The sequence below is a fragment of the Streptomyces sp. NPDC048142 genome (assembly GCF_043202835.1).
In the GTDB taxonomy this organism is placed as follows: domain Bacteria; phylum Actinomycetota; class Actinomycetes; order Streptomycetales; family Streptomycetaceae; genus Streptomyces.
Genome location: NZ_JBIDBC010000010.1, coordinates 139,053 through 156,896, shown reverse-complemented (window position 1 = coordinate 156,896; position 17,844 = coordinate 139,053). Strand labels below are relative to the sequence as shown.

Sequence of the window (17,844 nt, the reverse complement as noted above, 5' to 3'; positions counted from 1 at the left end):
CCGACGCGACGCGGTCCGCCGACCGGCCGTCACCCCTGCGCGGCCTACTGCCGGGCGGCGCGGCGGCGGCGTGTCACCAGGAAGGCACCGCCACCCGCGAGGGCGACGGCGACGGCGGCCAGGATGCCCACCGGGGCGCTGGAGCCCGTCTCGGCCAGGTCACCCCCGCCGGTGCCCGTGCTCTCGGAGGCGGACGGCGTCGCGCCCGGGGTCTCCGACGTGGTCGGAGTCGGCGTGCCGGCCGACGGCGTCGCACTCGGCTCGTCCGTCGGAGTACCGCTCGGAGTGCCCGAAGGAGTGCCGGTCGGAGTGCCGCTCGGGGTACCCGTGGGGGTGTCGGTCGGAGTGTCCGTCGGCTCGGTCGCCGACGGCGTCGGAGTCGGAGTCACCGAGGCCGGGCAGGTGTGCGACAGGTTGAACTTGCCGTGCTTGACCGTGCCGTCGATCTCGGCCTCGACCGCGGTCAACTTGGCACCCGGCTCGGAAGAGGCGTAGGCATGGTCGTCCTTGGGCGGGCCGAAAACCGTGATCACCTGTTCACCGCCCGGCTCGAAGGTCACCGTCAGCTTCGTGAACGTCGCGGTGTTACCGGGAAGGATGAAGTGCCAGCCGTCCCTGTCGGCGGGAACCCCCGGGCAGGTGCCGCCGGAGTATCCATCCGCTATCAGCGGCAGCTCCTGACGGAGAGTGGGGTGGTCCGCATCGCCGCCGGTGGCCGCGGCGAGGGGCGCCATCGTGAGGCACGTCGTCATGGCGGCGACCAGCACGCCGAAAGAGGTCAAGGAGCGTCGCATGGGCAGTCGTCCATCTGAGAGTCGGAGGGTGCCTCGAAGAGTGGCGAGGGCAGACTAACCCCACCACCGAGCCGCCCTCGACCACCTGCCCATAACGATCGCGGCAGCCCCTCCCGGGCATCCGTCACACCACCAGCAACGCCGTCACCAGGAGCAACCCGCCCACCCCCGCCAGTGACCACACGGTCCCCAACGAAGGTCTCAGGAGTTGTACGCGCTCTGCGCCCGCTCCAGCCCCTCCGCCAGCAGACACTCCACCGCGTCCGCCGACCGGTCCACCAGGAACGCCAGCTCCTTGCGCTCGGTCGACGAGAAGTCCTTCAACACGAAATCCGCGACCTGCATCCGCCCCGGCGGCCGCCCGATCCCGAACCGCACCCGGTGATAGTCCGCACCCATCGCCTTCGTCATCGACTTCAGCCCGTTGTGCCCGTTGTCCCCGCCACCCAGCTTCAGCCGCAGCATCCCGTAATCGACATCCAGCTCGTCATGCACCGCCACGACATGATCCGTCGGCACCTTGTAGAAGTCCCGCAGCGCCGTCACCGGCCCCCCCGACAGATTCATGTACGACATCGGCTTCGCCAGGACCACCCGACGACTCGCCGGACCCGGCGGGCCGATCCGCCCCTCCAGGACCTGCGCCTGCGCCTTCTGCGCCCGCTTGAACTTCCCACCGATCCGCTCGGCCAGCAGATCGGCGACCATGAACCCGACATTGTGCCGATTCGCCGCGTAGTCGGGACCGGGATTGCCCAGGCCCACGATGAGCCAGGGGTCAGTGGCGTCGGACATCAGCGCTCGGTCTCCTCACATAAGGCCTACGGCACACGGCATCTACGGCATACGGCATACGTCCACGGCTCACGGCCACGGCACAGGCAAACGGGGCGGTGGCTCCCCCGAAAAGGGAAACCACCACCCCGTCAGTCAAGCAGGTGGAACAGGTCAAACAGAGGGAACGCCGAGCGGTACGGCTCAGGCCTCGGCGGTCTCGGCACCCTCGCCCGCGGCCGGCTCCTCCGCCTGCGCGGCGACGACCTGGATCACGATGGCGTCCCCGTCACCGGCGAGCACGGAGCCCTTCGGCAGCGGGATGTCCTTGGCGGCGATCGAGTCACCGGCGTCCAGACCCGCGACGGAAACCGTCACGGACTCCGGGATGTGGGTGGCCTCGGCCTCGACGAGCAGCGTGTTCAGCACGAACTCCAGCAGGTTGGAACCCGGCGCCAGGTCGCCCTCGGCGTGCACCGCGATCTCGACCTCGACCTTCTCGCCACGCGTCACCGTCAGCAGGTCGACGTGCTCGATGGTGCCCTTCAGAGGGTGACGCTGCACAGCCTTCGGGATGACCAGCGCGTCCTTGCCATCGATCTCCAGACCGATCAGCACGTTGGCCGTACGCAGCGCCAGCAGCAGCTCGTGACCCGGCAGCGTGACGTGGACCGGCTCGGCACCGTGGCCGTAGACGACCGCGGGAACACGGCTGGAACGACGCACACGGCGGGCAGCGCCCTTGCCGAACTCGGTACGGACCTCAGTGGCGAGCTTGATCTCAGCCATGGTTGCACTCCTCGTCAGGTGGGTGAGCCGTCGGGAGACGGAACACGAACGGTCACCCGGCCCACGACAGGCCTGCTACGAAGAGCGCGTCGATAACGGACCGCCGTACACACAGGTACGGCCTCCCTCGCCGAGCAACTCCGTGAGTCTACCCGGCGGGGAGGCCGCACCCCAAAGTGGATCACCACAGGCCGATCAGCACCACCGCCGACACCACCGCCGGCCCTGCCACCAGCCCTGCGGTCAGCCTTGCTCCTCGAAGAGGCTCGTCACCGAACCGTCCTCGAACACCTCACGCACCGCACGCGCGATCGTCGGCGCGATCGAAAGCACCGTGATCTTGTCCAGCTCCAGCTCACCCGGCGTCGGCAGCGTGTCCGTGAACACGAACTCACTCACCTTCGAATTCTTCAGCCGGTCCGCCGCCGGACCCGACAGCACCCCGTGCGTCGCCGTCACGATGACGTCCTCCGCACCGTGCGCGAACAGAGCGTCCGCCGCGGCACAGATCGTGCCACCGGTGTCGATCATGTCATCGACCAGCACGCAGACCCGGCCCTCGACATTACCGACGACCTCATGGACCGAGACCTGGTTCGGCACATCCTTGTCACGACGCTTGTGCACGATCGCCAGCGGCGCGTCCAGCCGGTCGCACCAGCGGTCGGCGACACGGACACGACCCGCGTCCGGAGACACCACCGTCAGCTTGGAACGGTCGACCTTCGCGCCCACATAGTCCGCCAGAATCGGCAGCGCGAACAGATGATCCACCGGACCGTCGAAGAAGCCCTGGATCTGGTCCGTGTGCAGATCCACAGTGAGAATCCGGTCCGCACCCGCCGTCGCCATCAGGTCCGCCACCATGCGCGCCGAGATCGGCTCACGCCCACGGTGCTTCTTGTCCTGACGGGCATACCCGTAGAACGGCACGATCACCGTGATGGAACGCGCCGAAGCACGCTTCAGCGCGTCCAGCATGATCAGCTGCTCCATGATCCACTTATTGATCGGAGCCGTGTGGCTCTGGATCAGGAAGCAGTCCGCGCCACGTGCCGACTCCTGGAAGCGCACATAGATCTCACCGTTGGCGAAATCGAAGGCCTTCGTCGGCACGAGACCGACTCCGAGCTGATGGGCGACCTCCTCGGCAAGCTCGGGGTGGGCGCGGCCGGAGAAGAGCATCAGTTTCTTCTCGCCGGTCGTCTTGATCCCGGTCACAGCACAGTCTCCTCAGACGTGTATCTGGCGCTGCACGCATAGGTCCCGATGTGCAACGAGCCAGCCGAAATGGGTGAGCATCTATCACGGTACGCCGTCACCGGCGCACCTGTTTCCGGTCAGCTTTGCCCGTCGGTCCCCTCTGACGACGCCTGAGCGGCCTGCGCGGCAGCGCTGCCCGGCCGCTTCCGGGCCACCCAACCCTCGATATTCCGCTGCTGGCCCCGCGCCACGGCCAGCGAACCAGCAGGCACGTCCTTGGTGATGACCGACCCGGCGGCCGTGTAGACCCCGTCCCCGACCGTGACCGGCGCCACAAACATATTGTCCGATCCGGTACGGCAGTGAGAGCCGATCGTCGTGTGATGCTTGGCCACACCGTCGTAGTTCACAAAGACGCTCGCCGCACCGATATTGGTGTGGTCGCCGATCGTCGCGTCACCGACGTAACTCAGATGCGGGACCTTGGTCCCCTCCCCGATCGTCGCGTTCTTCATCTCCACGTACGTACCGGCCTTGGCCTTCGTCCCCAGCCGCGTCCCCGGCCGCAGATAGGCGTACGGACCGACCAGCGCCCCCGCCCCGACCTCCGCCGAGTCCGTCACCGAGTTGTCCACCCGGGCCCCGGCACCGACGACGGTGTCCTCGATCCGCGAGTTCGGCCCCACCTCACAGTCCTCCGCCAGGTGGGTCGTCCCCAGCAGCTGCGTCCCCGGATGCACGAGCGCATCACGCTCGTACGTCACCGTCGCGTCGATCAGCGTGGACGCCGGGTCCACCACGGTCACCCCCGCGAGCATCGCCCGCTCCAGCAGCCGCTCGTTCAGCAGCCCGCGCGCCTGCGCCAACTGGAGCCGGTTGTTGATGCCGAGGATCTCCCGGTGATCGCCCGCCACCGACGCCCCGACCCGGTGCCCCGCCTCGCGCAGGATGGACAGCACATCGGTGAGGTACTCCTCGCCCTGGCTGTTGTCGGTACGCACCTTGCCCAGCGCGTCGCCCAGCAGCCGCCCGTCGAACGCGAACACCCCGGAGTTGATCTCCCGGATCGCCCGCTGCTCGTCGGTGGCGTCCTTGTGCTCGACGATCTCGGTGACCGCACCGGTGGCGGGGTCGCGCACGATGCGCCCGTAGCCGGTGGAGTCCGGGACCTCGGCGCTCAGGACGGTCACCGCGTTGGCGTCGGCGGCGTGCGCGGCGGCGAGCGCGCCGAGCGTCTCGCCGGACAGCAGCGGGGTGTCGCCGCAGACGACGATCACGGTGCCCTCGATGCTCCCGCCCAGCTCCTCAAGCCCCATGCGGACGGCGTGCCCGGTCCCGTTCTGCTCCGCCTGGAAGGCGGTGCGCACCGGGGAGTCGCCGGCGTTCAGGTGCGCGGTGACCTGCTCACTGGCATGGCCGACGACCACGACGAGGTGCTGGGGGTCCAGCTCACGGGCGGCGGCGACGACATGTCCGACGAGCGAGCGCCCGGAGATCTCGTGCAGGACCTTGGGAGTCTTCGACTTCATGCGGGTGCCCTCACCCGCTGCGAGGACGACGACGGCTGCCGGGCTGGTTGCGCTCACGGATGTGCCCTTCGGCTTCGGGTGGTGGTCATCCGCAGGATACCGGGGGTGTTTCCGGTGGAAACGGGTGCGGGCCCCGACCGGTGTGGTCGGGGCCCGTGTGCGCTGCTCCCGGGGAAGGACTCGAACCCTCATGATCAGATCCAAAATCTGACGTCTTGCCCTTAGACGACCCGGGATGGGCGTGATGTCCGATTCTCTTGATCGGCTCTTTTTGCAGCACCTACTATGCCGCACCAGGAGCCCTCGATGCGACGGTACAGCTCGGCGCTTTTCAGGACACGTACCGAGAGGCAGCCCCGGTAGTTCTCGCCGACGTTCTTTCGATTGGTCTTGGGTGAGTGCTTCTTGAGGGAAGTCTTGCCGAACGCTGAAGGGTCTGCGCCGGTGAGGGTGAGCCAGTATCGCTCGGCTGCCGTGATATCCGCGGTCTCGTGGATGTGGACGTGGAAGCGCAGGTGCTCCTCGGCCACGTCCAGCAGGCGGAGCCAGGCGAGGAAGACCTCGATCATGCCGGGGTCGCTGTTGACGAAGGTGACCCGCTCCTGGGTGCGGTACGGCTTGGACTTGGAGCCCTCTGCCCAGTAGAGGCCTACGCCGAGCAGGAAGAGTTCGCGGTCGGTCATCCCGCCGATATCGTCCTCCGCCTTGCGCTTCGTTGCCTGACGTTCCACGTCACGTCGCTTCAGTGTCGCTTCCCAGCCGCGCCGCCCGATGGCGGAGGACTCCTCCAGGGTCCGCTTGCGCTCAGGCTTCGGCAGATCCCGTACCCACAGCGAGATCGAACTTTTCGAGCATCCCAGCTCCATCTGGATCTGGTCGTACGTCATGCCCTGGAGCCGCAGCTCACGTGCCTGCGCCCGCACGCCGTCCTTGGCGTTCGGCCGCTTCGTCCACTCCGGGGCGGGTTCGCCGTCCAGGAGCCGGTTGAGGATGTCGTTGTTGTCGACGTGGATCCGGTCGCGGATCTGGCGGCGGCTGAGCCCCTCCCGGCGCAGCGCCACCGCCTGCTCGCGTAAGCCCTCGAAGTCGGCGTACTTGCTTGTGGTTTCCGTCATACGGTGATCGTCATCCGGAATGCGGACGTCCGGGTCGAAAACGCGGTCGATTCGCCATTTCAGGCGATCGGCATGTGTTTCGTGCTTGTTCGAGTGCGGAACGTGCTGTTGCCGGTCACCCGTAAATGGGATGCGTCCGCCCGTAGGCTGGATGCCATGACCGCAACGGGGGCAGACCGGGAGGCGGCGGGATCGACCACCCGCGGCTACTGGTGGTGGGAGCGGCGACGTGGTGTCGCCCTGGACGTGGGACTGGCGCTGGTGTCGGCGCTGGAGTGTGGCCTGGAGGGGGTGGAGTTCGCCCGGAGCACCGGGGTGCCGGTGCCGGTGGGTGTGGTGTTCGGGCTGTTGGCGGGTTCGGTGCTGCTGGTGCGTCGGCGGTGGCCGATCGCCGTGGTGCTCGTGACGATCGCGATGACGCCCGCCGAGATGGGTTTCCTGATGGCCCTGGTGGGCCTCTACACGCTGGCCGCGTCCGAGGTGCCGCGCCGGATCACCGTGGTGCTGGCGGGGATGGCGCTGGTGGGGACGTTCGTCGTCACCTATGTGCGGCTGCGGCAGAGCGTGGCCGAGCAGGATGATTTCGGGCCGGGGGACTGGTACGTCCCGCTGATGTCCGTCTTCATGGCGGTGGGGCTCACGGCCCCGTCGGTGTTGTTCGGCCTCTACATAGGGGCCAGGCGCCGTTTGATGGAGAGTCTGCGGGAGCGGGCGGATTCGCTGGAGCGGGAGCTGTCGCTGCTCGCGGACCGGGCCGAGGAGCGGGCCGAGTGGGCGCGTACGGAGGAGCGGACCCGGATCGCCCGGGAGATGCACGATGTGGTCGCCCACCGGGTGAGCCTGATGGTGGTCCATGCGGCTGCCCTTCAGGCCGTCGCGCCGAAGGATCCGGCGAAGGCGGTGCGGAACGCGGCGTTGGTCGGGGACATGGGCCGGCAGGCGCTGACGGAGCTGCGCGAGATGCTCGGGGTGCTGCGGACCGGGGACGCGCTGGTCGCGCCCGCCGCCGCGGGGGCGGTTCCGCTGGCGTCGGTGAAGCAGGTGGCCGTGGTCGCCGCTGCCGCCGCGTCGGAGGACGGGCCTCGGCTGGCGGAGCTGGAGGCGCTGGTGGCGCAGTCGCGGCAGGCGGGGATGACGGTGGAGCTGTCGGTGGACGGTGAGCTGCGGCCGTATGCGCCGGAGGTCGAGCAGACGGCGTTCCGGGTGGTGCAGGAGGCGCTGACGAACGTGCACAAGCATGCGGCGGGTGCGCGGACGTGGGTGCGGCTCGCGCATCGGGGGGCGGAGGTGGCGATGCAGGTGGAGAACGGTCCTTCGGACTCGGCGGCGGCCGATGCGGGGTTGCCGAGCGGGGGGAACGGTCTGGTGGGGATGCGGGAGCGGGTGCTGGGGCTGGGGGGTGTGTTCGTGTCCGGTCCCACGGATGCGGGGGGCTTCCGGGTCTCGGCGGTGCTCCCGTCCGGCCCGGCCGACGACTGAGGTCCGCTCACCCCGGTCTGTCTGGCGTTGAGGGTGCCTGTCTCAGCCCGTCCGGCGTTTGAGGACGGAACCCTGGTGCTGGGCAGCGTCACCCTTCCCGGGCAGCCGGGCAGCCGGGCAGCCGGGCGGCTCGGTGCGGGTCAGGCCGATGTCGGGCGGGCTCGGTGTGGGTCAGGCCGTCAGGCGGGCCGGCTGCGTGCCGGTGACCAGGGTCGCCAGTGCCTCGTCGATGTTCTGGCCGAGGAACCAGTCGCCCGTGTGGTCGATGCTGTATACCCGGCCCTCCGTGTCGATCGCCAGGACCGCCTGCTCCTCGCCCTCCGCCCCGAGTGGGCTGACCTCCGTCTCCAGGGCGCGGCCGAGGTCCCCGAGTGTCCGGGCCAGGTGGAGTCCGCTCAGCGGGTCGATGCGTACCGCGGCGGGTGCGATGTGCCGGCCGGGTGCGGACGCGGTGATGTGGAGGCCGCCGAATTCCGCCCAGGCCTCGACCGCGGCCGGGAAGACGGCGTGCTGGTGGCCGGCCGGGGAGGCGTGGGAGCGCAGTGCGTCGGCCCATTCCTCTGCCTGGCGGATGTTCCAGCGGCCGGGGTGCCAGCCCGCTTCGCGCAGGGCGGCGTCGACGGCGACGGGGAAGCGGGTGGTGGAGGTGTGCTGTTGGCGGTCGCGCATCGGTGGGCGGTCAGCCCTTCTCGGCGCTGGTCGCGGCGCCGGTGGAGGTCAGGTCGACGGGGCGTACGCCGAAGTGGGACAGGAGTGCGGAGCAGGATCGGCAGGGTGGTGCGTAGCTGCCGTGGAGGGGGTCGCCGTCCTCGCGGATGCGGCGGGCGGTGAGCCGGGAGTGTTTGAGCGCGCGGCGTGCTTCTCCGTTGGTGAGGGGTTTTCGCTGGGCGCGTTTGGAGCGTCCGCTCTCGGTGGCGGTGAGCTGGCGGGAGAGCAGTATGGCTTCGGGGCAGCGGCCGGTGAAGCGTTCGCGCTGGCCGCTGGTGAGGGTGTCGAGGAAGTCCTGGACGAGTGGGTGCAGGACCGGTGGCCGGTTTCCCTTGCCCGCGGTGCAGGTGAGTGTCTCGCCGCGTACGGACAGGGCGGCGGCCACGGCGGGGAGGATCCCGTCGCGGCGGTGGATCAGTCGGGGCGTGCGGCTGGTCTCGGTGCTGCTCCAGGTGAGTCGCGGATCCCCTGATGTGACGGTTTGTGTGGAATGCATCGTGCTGACGTCCCTCCCTGCAATCCCCCGAGTTGCGGGGACAGCCTGCCAAATGTGCCAGGTGGTGGGGAAGCTGGGTCGGGGAAAGGCGTCTGCGTGTCGCCCGAAGGTGCGAGACCGTCGCCTCACTGTCACGTGAATGTGACGGTTCGTGACGGAACCGGCGGGACGGGATGCCCTGTTGTCCCACCGCTTAGGCTGTGCGGAACACCGGACGCAGCAGGGGGCATCAGCCATGACGACAGGTCGGCTCGGGCAGCAAGCCGCGCCACCGAACGCGGCCTATGCCGGGCAGGTCGTGAACTTCCCGGATCCGGTCCGGGCGTCGCGTCACCCCGGAGGGGTGCGGATGGACGGGAGCGGCCGCCCGGTTCTTTCGCCGTACGCGCGCGCCGTCGCCGAGATCGCCGATCCGCCTCCGGGTTTCGGCATCGATGAGCTGCGCCTCACCGACTATGTGTCGGCGAACGCGGCGATGGCGGCGAGCGGTCATGACCTGTGGGACACGATTCCCGCGGTGGCGACCCCGCACGGCTGGACCTGGCACCACGTGCCGGGTGGCCGGCGGATGGAGCTGGTGCCGGTCGAGGTGAAGGCGCTGCTGCGTCATCACGGTGGTCTGGCGGGTACGGACGTGGACCAGAACCGGCGGGGTACCCGCCCGTTGCAGGAGACCCGTCCGGCGCACTTCCGGTTGCCGAAGGGTGCGGGTGCGGTGAGTGAGCAGCAGGTTCAGGGTGTCGAGGAGGATCTCGGGTACCGGCTGCCCGGCGCGTACCGTTCGTTCCTGAAGGCGGCGGGCGGTTCGGCTCCGGTGGGTGCGGCGCTGGACGCGGAGCTGGGGCTGCTGGTGGACCAGCCGTTCTTCACGGTGCGTGACGAGGCCGCGGTGAACGACCTGGTGTATGTGAACAAGTGCCTGCGGGACCATTTCACCAAGGATTTCCTGGGTGTCGCGTTCGTTCAGGGCGGGATCGTCGCGGTGAAGGTGCGCGGTGAGGATCTCGGTTCGGTGTGGTTCTGCCCGTACGACGATGCCCGGGATCAGGACGGCTGGAGTGTCCAGGAGCGTGTGGAGCGGCTGTTGCTGCCTTGCGGCGCGGACTTCGACGCCTTCCTTCAGCGGCTGGCGGGTAATCCGCCGGAGCTGGAGACCGTGGCGAACCTGATGGTGGACGGCGGCTTCGCGCGCGCTGTCCCGGTGGAGGGGTGAGCGCGGTGGTGACTTTCGCGCAGGCGCAGGAGCGGGCGGACGAGTGGATCAACGGTGACGTGCCCGCGTATCAGTACCGTGAGGTGCGGGTCCGTGAGTTCGAGCTGGGTTTTGTGGTGTGGGCCGAGGACCGGCCGGAGGGCCCTGTCTCGGACGGGGGCCGTCAGCGGCTGGTGATCGCCCGGGACAGTGGTGAGGCGACGTTGTGGCCGGGGTTGCCGGTGGGTGAGGTGATCCGGCGGTACGAGGAGGAGTACGGGGTTCCGGCCGGTGCTCCGGCCGCCGCGCCGGAGCCGCCGCAGCGGGTGGATCTGAATCAGACGTCGTTCTTGTTGACGCCGCCGGAGTGGCTCCAGGAGGCGGCGGACAAGCTGGGGATTCCGGATCGTCGTGCGGAGCGGGGGGATGCGGAGGCGGCTGAGCCGTCGTCGTCTCCTTCTTCGCCGGCTTCCCCGGCAGTTTCCCCCTCTCCGTCTCCCTCCCCGTCCCCGTCTCCTTCGGCATCGGTATCGGCGTCGGGTGAGACCCCCGTTCCTGGTCCTGCCGTCGCGTCGGACGCGACACCCCCGTCCTCCTCCTCTCCCTCTTCTTCCGCCGGGGGCTCCGCCGCGTCGTGGCCCGCCGCCGGAGACGCCCACGAGCCCACGGCTTCCGATGGCGTGCCCGCGGGGGCGACCCCCTGGGCGGGTACGGACACCAACTCCGACTCCGACGACGGGGCTGTTCCGCTGCCCGCGACGGTGTTCGCGCCGCCGCTGTCGGGGACGGACGACGAGGAGGCTCCGCCGCCGGTCGTCCCGGCGGAGGCGCCCACCGCGCTGATGTCCGGGGGCAGCCAGCTGCCGCGTACGCAGGTGGCGCCGGCTCTCCGGCCTGAGCAGGTTGCGCAGGGCGGGGCCGGTGACATCGCGGACGCGGCCACCGGCAAGGCCGCGGTGCCGCCGCGCGGGGCGCGTGGGGGCGGGGCGTCGACTCCTCCGCCGCCCGGTGCGCCGGGGGTTCCCGGTGTGCCTCCGGGGGCGACGCCGCCGCCTTCGGGTCCGGGTGCGCCCGGTGCTCCGGCGGGCGGGTACGTCCCGACGCAGCTCGTCTCCCAGCTCGGCCCGCCCGGTGCGACGCCGCCGCCGGGCCCGCCGCCGGGTTCCACTCCGCCTCCCGGTCCTCCCGGGCCTCCCGGTCCGCCGCCCGGTGCCACGCCGCCTCCGGGGGGTGGGGTGCACCATGCCGCGACGATGCTCGCCGACGGGAGCAGTATCGGTGCGGGCGTCCCGGGTGCGCCCAGGCCGCCGGGTCCGCCCGGTGCTCCGCAGCCTCCCGGTCCGCCGGGTGTTCCGGGTGCTCCGCAGCCTCCCGGTCCGCCGGGTGCCACGCCGCCTCCGGGGGGCGGGGTGCACCACGCGGAGACGATGTTCGCGGCTCCGGGTCAGGTCGGGCCGCCCGGTCCTCCTGGTCCGCCCGGTCCTCCCGGGGTCCCGGGCGGTTCGCTGGGCGGGGCCCCCGGTCCCGTACCGCAGCCGCCGGGTCCGCCCGGTCCGCCGCCCGGTGCGCACACGCCGCCGCCTCCGGCGTACGGCTATCCGCAGCAGCCCACCGGTCAGCCGACCGTGGGCCCCGGCTACCAGGCCGTGCTGCGGTTCCGGGCGCCGGACGGCAGTGAGCAGCAGCTGATCCGCCGCTCGGCGCCGGGCACCCCGCACCCCGAGTGGCAGATGCTGCACGAGCTGCGGGCGATGAACGTGCCGCCGCAGCAGGTCATCGAGCTGCACACCGAGCTGGAGTCCTGTGAGCTGCCGGGCGGGTACTGCGCCCGGATGATCCGGGAGACCTGGCCGCAGGTGCGGATCACCAGCGTCGCCCCGTACGGCACGGATCACGCCAGCCGGCAGCAGGGTATGCGGCATCTGCTGACGCACCAGGGCGAGCTGCACCAGGTCGCGGACGGCCCGGCGCGGCCCGCGCCGGTGCGGGCGCCGCTGCCGCAGTTGCCGCCCGCGCCCGCGCTGCCGCCGGAGGCGGTGGCCGAGGAGCTGGCGCAGGCGTTCGGGCCGCAGGGCATTCTGCGGTTCGACCAGCGGGCGGTGTCCCGTCAGGGGGTGCCGGAGGTCGTCGCGCACACGTTGGTGTGGGCGGGGCTGCCCGCCGATTTCGGGCCGTTCTTCTGGGCGCAGCCGGGGCAGCCGGTGGTGCCGACGCTGGCCGAGCTGGCGGCGCAGCGTCAGGTGCGGCCCGCGCCGGACGCGGGGTCGTATCTGGTGATGGGTACGGACTTCGGCCGGGCGCTCTGTGTTCAGTACGGGACGGCGAACATCGTGGCCGTTCCGGTGGAGGCGGGGCCCGGCGGGCAGTCGGTGCCGCCGCAGTTCGTGAACACGGGGCTGCCGGAGTTCGTGCGGTCGATGGCGTTGCTGGGCCGGATGTGGCGGCTGAGGTTCGGGCTGAACCCGGAGCAGGCGGGCCGTTGGACCGTCGACTTCCAGGCACAGCTGGTGGCGCTGGACCCGGCGGCGCTGGCGTCGCCGGAGAGCTGGTGGTCGGTGCTGCTGGAGCAGATGTGGGATGGCCTGATCTGAGCCGTACGCAGGGCTGAGCGGCGAGCGCGCAGGAGGCGCCCGGACCCGGGAAGGGGTCCGGGCGCCTTGTCGTGTGCCGGGGCGGCGGGCCGGTGGTACCGGTTCGCCCGGGTCTGTGATGCCGGTCGCTTCCGGCCTGAATGCTGCTGATCGATTCCGACTTCCGGCACCAATTGCCGCATCCTTGACGTATCGCGGGGAGGCCCGCGTGCGTCCGTGTGTCGGCGTGTCCGTATGTCGTGTCCGTGTGTCGTAGAAGGGCTTCAGGCTATGAGTGCTGGACCGGTGTCCGCGTTCGACGTCGTCGGCGTGCGGGGGCGTGGTTACCGCCCGGAGCAGGTGGACCGGGCGATGGCCGCTCGGACGGCCGAGCGGGACAGCGCGCTCGCGGAGGTCTCGCGGCTGACGGGTGTGGTGGAGGAGCTGGCTGAGGGGGCGGCCCGGCTGGCGGAGACCGCGGCGGCGCTGCCCGAGCAGGACTACGCGGAGCTGGGGGAGCGGGCCCAGCGCATTCTGGGGCTGGCGCGGGAGCAGGCCGAGTCGCTGCGGGCGGACGCGGAGGCGGCGGGCCAGCAGCTGGCGGACGCGGCCGAAGCGGCGGGCCGGGCGGCCGGGGACGTGGCGCGCGAGGCGGCGGACGTGGTGCGTGCGGCTGCGGTGGCGGCGGCGCAGGAGCGGGTCGCCGAGGCGGTCCGGGAGGCGGAGGGGATGCTCGCCTCGGCCCGCGCGGAGGCGGGGGAGGTGCGCGGGGCGGCCGAGACCGCGATGGCGCGGACCCGTGACCGTACGGCGAGTGTGCTGGCCCACCAGGAGCAGGAGCACGCGGAGCGGCTCAAGGCGGCCGAGGCCGAAATGGCCGCAGGGGAGGCGGCGTTGGAGGCCCGGCTCGCGGAGCTGACGGAGCGGGCCGAGGCGCTGCTCGCGGAGGCGGGCCGGGACCTCGCCGCCACGCAGGAGGCGGCCCGGCACGGTCAGGAGGACGCGGAGGCGCGGGCGGCGGAGCTGCTGTCGCAGGCCCGGGTCCGTGAGGAGCGGGTGGTCCGGGAGACGGAGCGGATCCTGCGGGAGCACGAGGAGGGCCGCGAGGAGGTCCAGGCGCACATGGCGCATGTGCGCAGTTCGCTGGCGGCGCTGACGGGGCGGGTGGCGGCGGAGGAGGGCTGAGGAGGGCGGAGGGCAGGCGCGGCCCTTCGGCGGGCAGGCGCGGCTCTTCGGCGGGCAGGCGCGGCTCTTCGGCCCCCGGTACTCGGCCCCCGGACCGCCCCGCCGGTATTCGGCCCCCGGTACTCGGCCCCCGGACCGCCCCGCCGGTATTCGGCCCCCGGTACTCGGCTCCCGGACTGTCCCCCGGTACTCGGCCCCCGGTACTCGGCTCCCGGACTGTCCCCCGGTACTCGGCCCCCGGCCTTCCGCAAGCGGTCTGGTTTATCGCTGCGGAATTGGTCCGGGATGCCGAGCCGTTCGGTGCCTACGGTGGTGCCAGTTCCGCCGGGCGCACGCCCGGCGCGAGAGCCGGCCCCCTCGTGGTGGCCCCTGTGCCGAGGAGTTCCGCATGCTGCGACGCCGTATCGGAGGACCCGCAGGTCCCCTTGCCAGTGCCCTGTCCCTGGGCACGTTGCCCTTCGGCACGACGGTCGACGAGAAGACGTCCTTCGCCATCCTGGACCGGTTCGTGGAGGCGGGCGGCAACCTCCTCGACACCGCCAACAACTACGCGTTCTGGGCGCCCGGCGGGACCGGGGACGAGAGCGAGGCCACCATCGGCCGGTGGCTGGCGGCCCGGGGCCCGGAGCTGCGTGACCGGGTGCTGATCTCCACCAAGACGGGCGCGCGCCCCACGGTTCCCGGTACCGGTCTGGAGACGGCCGAGGGGCTGTCCGGGGCCGTCGTCCGCAAGGCGGCGGAGGACAGCCTGCGACGCCTCGGTGCGGACCGGATCGACGTGTACTGGTCCCATATCGAGGACCGGACCGTCCCGTTGGAGGAGACGGTCGAGGCGTTCGACGCGCTGGTCGGGGCGGGGAAGGCGGTGGTGCTCGGCTGCTCGAACCACGCCACCTGGCTGACCGAGCGGGCCCGCGCGACGGCCCGCGCCGGTGGGATGACCCCGTACACGTGCGTCCAGCAGCGCTACTCCTACCTCCAGCCGCGCTTCGACCTGGGCCTGCCGGAGACCGGCCACGTGCACGTCACGCGGGAGCTGCTCGACTATGTGCGGGGTGAGGCGGACATGACGCTGATGGTGTACTCGTCGCTGATCTCGGGCGCCTACACGCGGCCGGACAAGCCGCTGCCGGAGGCGTACGACCACCCGGGCAGCGTGCGGCGCCTCGCGGTGCTCGGTGAGGTGGCCGACGAGCTGGGGGCGAGCGTGAACCAGGTGGTGCTGGCCTGGCTGATGGCCGGTGACCCGCCGGTGGTCCCGATCGTCGGGGCGAGTTCGGTGGAGCAACTGGACGAGATTCTGGGGGCGGTGGAGCTGCGCCTGCCGGGGGAGCTGAAGGGCCGCCTGGACGCGGCGGCGCTCGGGGGTGTCTGACCATTCCCGTCTGCCTCGCGGGCGACGACGGGAATGGTCAGACCCCCCTCGGCCCGGCCACCGGCTGACGGACCGGCGGCCCTGCTCAGTGGCCGCGCGCTCCGGCCCGTACGTGTGCGATGGCGTGGGCCAGGCGCTGGACGGCGCCCGGTACCGCCTGGTCGGTGAGGTTTCCGTAGCCGACGACGAGGGTCGACGTGGCCGGTGTACCCCCGGTGGCCTCGGTCGCGCGGTAGTCGTCCAGCCTCGCCAGGCGCACGTCCGCCCGTGCCGCCTCCTCCACCACCGCGTCGGCCGGGCAGTCCTTCAGCGGGAGCAGCAGGTGGAATCCGGCGGCCGCCCCGCTGACGGCCTGTCCGGGCAGCCGGGCCGCGAGTTCGTGCAGGAGGTGGTCGCGCCGGCGTTTGTAGCGCAGGCGTGAGGCCCGCAGGTGGCGGTCGTAGGAGCCGGAGGACACGAAGCGGGTGAAGGCGTCCTGGTCGATGACCGGGGGCGGGGTGCCTCCGGTGTCCTTCGAGGTCAGGGCGGCGGTCCACCGTTCGGGAGCGGCGATCCAGCCCAGCCGTACGGCGGGGGAGAGCGTCTTGCTCAGCGAACCGAGCAGGGCGACATGGTCCGGCGCCACCCCCTGCAAGGCGCCCACGGGGTGGCGGTCGTAGCGGAACTCGGCGTCGTAGTCGTCCTCCATGACCAGCCCGTCCACCTCCCGGGCCCAGTCGGCCAGCTCCGCGCGGCGGGCGGGGGAGAGGACGACGCCGGTGGGGAACTGGTGCGCCGGGGCCACGATCACGGCCCGGACGTCCGGTGTCCCGCGCAGCACGTCGACGCGCAGCCCGTGCTCGTCCACCGGTGTCGCCACGGGGGTCAGCCCCGCTGCGGCCACGGTGAGACGCAGCTGGGTCCAGCCGGGGTCCTCGACCGCGACGCGGGTGTGTCCGGCGGCCCGCAGGGCCCGGCACAGTCGCATGACTCCGTCCAACGTCCCCGCGCAGACGACGAGTTGCCCGGTCTCCACCCGGGCGCCGCGTCCGCGCACGAGGTACGAGGCGAGCTGCCGGCGCAGTCGCGGCAGACCCGCCGCGTCGGGGTAGCCCAGTTCGTCCCAGGTCAGCTCGGTGGTCGCCGCGCGCACCATGTCGGCCCAGCGCTTGCGTGGAAACGCCCGGAGGTCGGGGACTCCCGGCAGCAGGTCGAACCGCGGTGTCCAGCGGTCCTCGCCCGCACGCGCATCACCGCGTACGGAGGCGCCCGCGTGGGCCCGTACGCGTGTGGCCGAGCCGCTGCGGGCCTCGAAATAGCCCTCGGCGACGAGTTGGGCGTACGCCTCGGTCACCACCCACCGCGAGCACCGCAGATCCGCCGCGAGGGCCCGGCTCGCGGGGAGGGCGCTGCCCGCGGCGAGGCGCCCGCTGGTGACCGCGGTGCGCAGCGCCCGGGTCAGTCGCGTGTGCAGCGGCCCCCCGGCGGACGGCTCCAGCTCCAGGAAGGTCCCCCACGCGGGCCCGGTCCGCTCACGATCGGCCGTCATGTCGAGTCGAACGGGCGGGTGTGCGGGGGCTATTCGGCGGCTACGGCGTCGATGAAGGCGGCCCAGGCAGTGGCGGGGAGGACGAGTGCGGGGCCGTGGGGGTTCTTGCTGTCACGGACGGGGACGACGCCGGGGAATCCGTCCGCCACCTCCACGCAGTCGCCGCCCTCCTCGTTGCTGTAGCTGCTCTTGCGCCAGGCGGCGGCGGTCAGATCGGGACGGGACACTCGCTGCACGGTAATCAGCCTCCAGCACGGATCGGATCAGGTCGAGCGACATCAGCGGGGGCAGCGCCATCGCCCTGAGACGATCGTAAACGAGAACGAACTGCTCGACCTCGTCCGGTTCCTCGGTCAACTGACCGTGGTGCGCGCCTTCCGTGTAGGCCACTTTGCTGCCGTCCGGCATCACCAGCACGGAAAGGGAACCGGCCAGTGCGCCGTGCGCGCCCTGGTCGAACGGCAGCACCTGAAGGGTGATGTTGGGCTCCTCGGCCATCTTCAGCAGCTTTTCCAACTGGCCGCGCATCACCGCGGATCCACCGACCGGTCGGCGGAGCACGGCCTCGTCGAGGATGATCCACAGCTCCGGCCGGTCCGGCCCGGTGAGCCGCACCTGGCGGTCGAGCCGGGCCGCGATGCGTTCCTCCAGATGATCGGCGTCCCGCAGTGAGTGGCCGAAACTCAGCAACGTCCGCGCGTACTCCGGGGTTTGCAGCAGGCCGGGCACCGCGTGCGAGGCGTACTGGCGGATCACGGACGCGCGGGCGGAGTAGGCGATGAACGCCCGCGACCAGTCCGGATACGCCTCCCGGTACACGTACGGCCAGAGGTCGATCAGCAGGTCGTCCGCCACCAGCTCCCTGTCCAGGGCCCGGGTCAGCTCCAGGGTCGGTTTCGCCCCGGTCGCGCGCTCGATCTGGGCGATGCGGCTGCCGACCACATGCGTGAGCGTGCCCACTTCGGTCTGGGTGAGTCCGGCCGCCGTACGCAGCTTGCGTACGCGCGATCCGAAGAGCGCAGCCATGGACGACTGCGGGTCAATTGCTTTGGCCATGGCGCTACTTCCGATTCTTACGGACTGGGAGGTAAGGCGCTGTCACCTTTC

At 71.3% G+C, this 17,844-nt stretch carries 16 protein-coding genes and 1 tRNA gene; 5 read left to right on the top strand and 12 right to left on the bottom strand.

Annotated features, from left to right (window positions below; translation table 11 throughout):
• Positions 1–44 precede the first annotated feature (44 nt).
• The 7 genes from ACGF2Y_RS15995 to ACGF2Y_RS15965 all read right to left on the bottom strand — a co-directional run bounded on the left by ACGF2Y_RS15995 (position 45) and on the right by ACGF2Y_RS15965 (position 6,204).
• Positions 45–794: an LPXTG cell wall anchor domain-containing protein gene (locus ACGF2Y_RS15995; RefSeq protein ID WP_392947090.1), complete on the bottom strand. Its 750-nt coding sequence runs from the start codon at positions 792–794 to the stop codon at positions 45–47.
• Positions 795–995: 201 nt separating this feature from the next.
• Positions 996–1,589: an aminoacyl-tRNA hydrolase gene (pth, locus tag ACGF2Y_RS15990; RefSeq protein WP_392947088.1), complete on the bottom strand. Its 594-nt coding sequence runs from the start codon at positions 1,587–1,589 to the stop codon at positions 996–998.
• A gap of 183 nt (positions 1,590–1,772) precedes the next feature.
• Positions 1,773–2,357, bottom strand: coding sequence for a 50S ribosomal protein L25/general stress protein Ctc (locus ACGF2Y_RS15985; protein WP_392947086.1), 585 nt, complete (start codon positions 2,355–2,357; stop codon positions 1,773–1,775).
• Positions 2,358–2,600: 243 nt separating this feature from the next.
• Positions 2,601–3,578, bottom strand: a complete 978-nt coding sequence (locus ACGF2Y_RS15980) for a ribose-phosphate diphosphokinase (RefSeq protein WP_366817786.1) — start codon at positions 3,576–3,578, stop codon at positions 2,601–2,603.
• Positions 3,579–3,697: 119 nt separating this feature from the next.
• Positions 3,698–5,146 carry a bifunctional UDP-N-acetylglucosamine diphosphorylase/glucosamine-1-phosphate N-acetyltransferase GlmU gene (gene glmU / locus ACGF2Y_RS15975; protein ID WP_392947082.1) on the bottom strand — a complete coding sequence of 483 codons (1,449 nt, stop codon included), beginning with the start codon at positions 5,144–5,146 and terminating at the stop codon, positions 3,698–3,700.
• Positions 5,147–5,254: 108 nt separating this feature from the next.
• Positions 5,255–5,325, bottom strand: a tRNA-Gln gene (locus ACGF2Y_RS15970).
• Positions 5,311–6,204 carry a hypothetical protein gene (locus tag ACGF2Y_RS15965; protein WP_392947080.1) on the bottom strand — a complete coding sequence of 298 codons (894 nt, stop codon included), beginning with the start codon at positions 6,202–6,204 and terminating at the stop codon, positions 5,311–5,313. Before ACGF2Y_RS15965 ends, ACGF2Y_RS15970 begins: the two co-directional genes overlap by 15 nt.
• A gap of 156 nt (positions 6,205–6,360) precedes the next feature.
• Between ACGF2Y_RS15965 and ACGF2Y_RS15960 the strand changes: the two genes are divergently transcribed.
• Positions 6,361–7,683 (top strand): sensor histidine kinase, encoded by a 1,323-nt coding sequence (locus tag ACGF2Y_RS15960; RefSeq protein ID WP_392947078.1) that lies wholly within the window; start codon positions 6,361–6,363, stop codon positions 7,681–7,683.
• A 171-nt stretch (positions 7,684–7,854) separates the two neighbouring features.
• Here the strand turns inward: ACGF2Y_RS15960 and ACGF2Y_RS15955 are convergent, their stop codons facing one another.
• Together ACGF2Y_RS15955 and ACGF2Y_RS15950 are read right to left on the bottom strand one after the other, a co-directional pair.
• The gene (locus tag ACGF2Y_RS15955) at positions 7,855–8,352 is read right to left on the bottom strand and encodes an SUKH-3 domain-containing protein (protein WP_392947075.1); all 498 of its coding nucleotides are present in this window, start codon (positions 8,350–8,352) and stop codon (positions 7,855–7,857) included.
• A gap of 10 nt (positions 8,353–8,362) precedes the next feature.
• A complete protein-coding gene (locus ACGF2Y_RS15950) occupies positions 8,363–8,887 on the bottom strand; it encodes a YwqJ-related putative deaminase (protein WP_392947073.1) in 525 nt (174 codons plus the stop codon).
• 235 nt (positions 8,888–9,122) lie between these two features.
• Here ACGF2Y_RS15950 and ACGF2Y_RS15945 point away from each other — a divergent pair, with 235 nt between their 5' ends.
• From ACGF2Y_RS15945 to ACGF2Y_RS15930, 4 genes are all read left to right on the top strand, one after another.
• A complete protein-coding gene (locus tag ACGF2Y_RS15945; protein WP_392947298.1) occupies positions 9,123–10,100 on the top strand; it encodes an SMI1/KNR4 family protein in 978 nt (325 codons plus the stop codon).
• Between the two features lie 5 nt (positions 10,101–10,105).
• Positions 10,106–12,670 carry an SUKH-4 family immunity protein gene (locus ACGF2Y_RS15940; protein WP_392947071.1) on the top strand — a complete coding sequence of 855 codons (2,565 nt, stop codon included), beginning with the start codon at positions 10,106–10,108 and terminating at the stop codon, positions 12,668–12,670.
• A gap of 270 nt (positions 12,671–12,940) precedes the next feature.
• Positions 12,941–13,834, top strand: a complete 894-nt coding sequence (locus ACGF2Y_RS15935; RefSeq protein ID WP_392947070.1) for a cellulose-binding protein — start codon at positions 12,941–12,943, stop codon at positions 13,832–13,834.
• Positions 13,835–14,222: 388 nt separating this feature from the next.
• Positions 14,223–15,209, top strand: coding sequence for an aldo/keto reductase (locus ACGF2Y_RS15930; RefSeq protein WP_392947067.1), 987 nt, complete (start codon positions 14,223–14,225; stop codon positions 15,207–15,209).
• A gap of 85 nt (positions 15,210–15,294) precedes the next feature.
• Here ACGF2Y_RS15930 and ACGF2Y_RS15925 read toward each other — a convergent pair whose 3' ends face one another.
• From ACGF2Y_RS15925 to ACGF2Y_RS15915, 3 genes are read right to left on the bottom strand one after another with little or no spacing between them, the layout of a single operon-like run.
• Positions 15,295–16,737, bottom strand: a complete 1,443-nt coding sequence (locus ACGF2Y_RS15925) for a PLP-dependent aminotransferase family protein (RefSeq protein WP_392947064.1) — start codon at positions 16,735–16,737, stop codon at positions 15,295–15,297.
• Between the two features lie 29 nt (positions 16,738–16,766).
• Positions 16,767–16,886 carry a DUF397 domain-containing protein gene (locus ACGF2Y_RS15920; protein WP_392947295.1) on the bottom strand — a complete coding sequence of 40 codons (120 nt, stop codon included), beginning with the start codon at positions 16,884–16,886 and terminating at the stop codon, positions 16,767–16,769.
• A complete protein-coding gene (locus ACGF2Y_RS15915) occupies positions 16,849–17,793 on the bottom strand; it encodes a Scr1 family TA system antitoxin-like transcriptional regulator (RefSeq protein WP_392947062.1) in 945 nt (314 codons plus the stop codon). The genes ACGF2Y_RS15920 and ACGF2Y_RS15915 overlap by 38 nt, the downstream gene beginning before the upstream one ends.
• Positions 17,794–17,844: the final 51 nt, after the last annotated feature.

Excerpts from the sequence above, each read along its gene's own strand:
- ACGF2Y_RS15995 (WP_392947090.1), bottom strand. The coding sequence starts at position 794 with ATGCGACGCTCCTTGACCTCTTTCGGCGTGCTGGTCGCCGCCATGACG.
- pth (WP_392947088.1), bottom strand. The coding sequence starts at position 1,589 with ATGTCCGACGCCACTGACCCCTGGCTCATCGTGGGCCTGGGCAATCCC.
- ACGF2Y_RS15985 (WP_392947086.1), bottom strand. The coding sequence starts at position 2,357 with ATGGCTGAGATCAAGCTCGCCACTGAGGTCCGTACCGAGTTCGGCAAG.
- ACGF2Y_RS15965 (WP_392947080.1), bottom strand. The coding sequence starts at position 6,204 with ATGACGGAAACCACAAGCAAGTACGCCGACTTCGAGGGCTTACGCGAG.
- ACGF2Y_RS15960 (WP_392947078.1), top strand. The coding sequence starts at position 6,361 with ATGACCGCAACGGGGGCAGACCGGGAGGCGGCGGGATCGACCACCCGC.
- ACGF2Y_RS15955 (WP_392947075.1), bottom strand. The coding sequence starts at position 8,352 with ATGCGCGACCGCCAACAGCACACCTCCACCACCCGCTTCCCCGTCGCC.
- ACGF2Y_RS15950 (WP_392947073.1), bottom strand. The coding sequence starts at position 8,887 with ATGCATTCCACACAAACCGTCACATCAGGGGATCCGCGACTCACCTGG.
- ACGF2Y_RS15945 (WP_392947298.1), top strand. The coding sequence starts at position 9,123 with ATGACGACAGGTCGGCTCGGGCAGCAAGCCGCGCCACCGAACGCGGCC.
- ACGF2Y_RS15935 (WP_392947070.1), top strand. The coding sequence starts at position 12,941 with ATGAGTGCTGGACCGGTGTCCGCGTTCGACGTCGTCGGCGTGCGGGGG.
- ACGF2Y_RS15930 (WP_392947067.1), top strand. The coding sequence starts at position 14,223 with ATGCTGCGACGCCGTATCGGAGGACCCGCAGGTCCCCTTGCCAGTGCC.
- ACGF2Y_RS15925 (WP_392947064.1), bottom strand. The coding sequence starts at position 16,737 with ATGACGGCCGATCGTGAGCGGACCGGGCCCGCGTGGGGGACCTTCCTG.
- ACGF2Y_RS15915 (WP_392947062.1), bottom strand. The coding sequence starts at position 17,793 with ATGGCCAAAGCAATTGACCCGCAGTCGTCCATGGCTGCGCTCTTCGGA.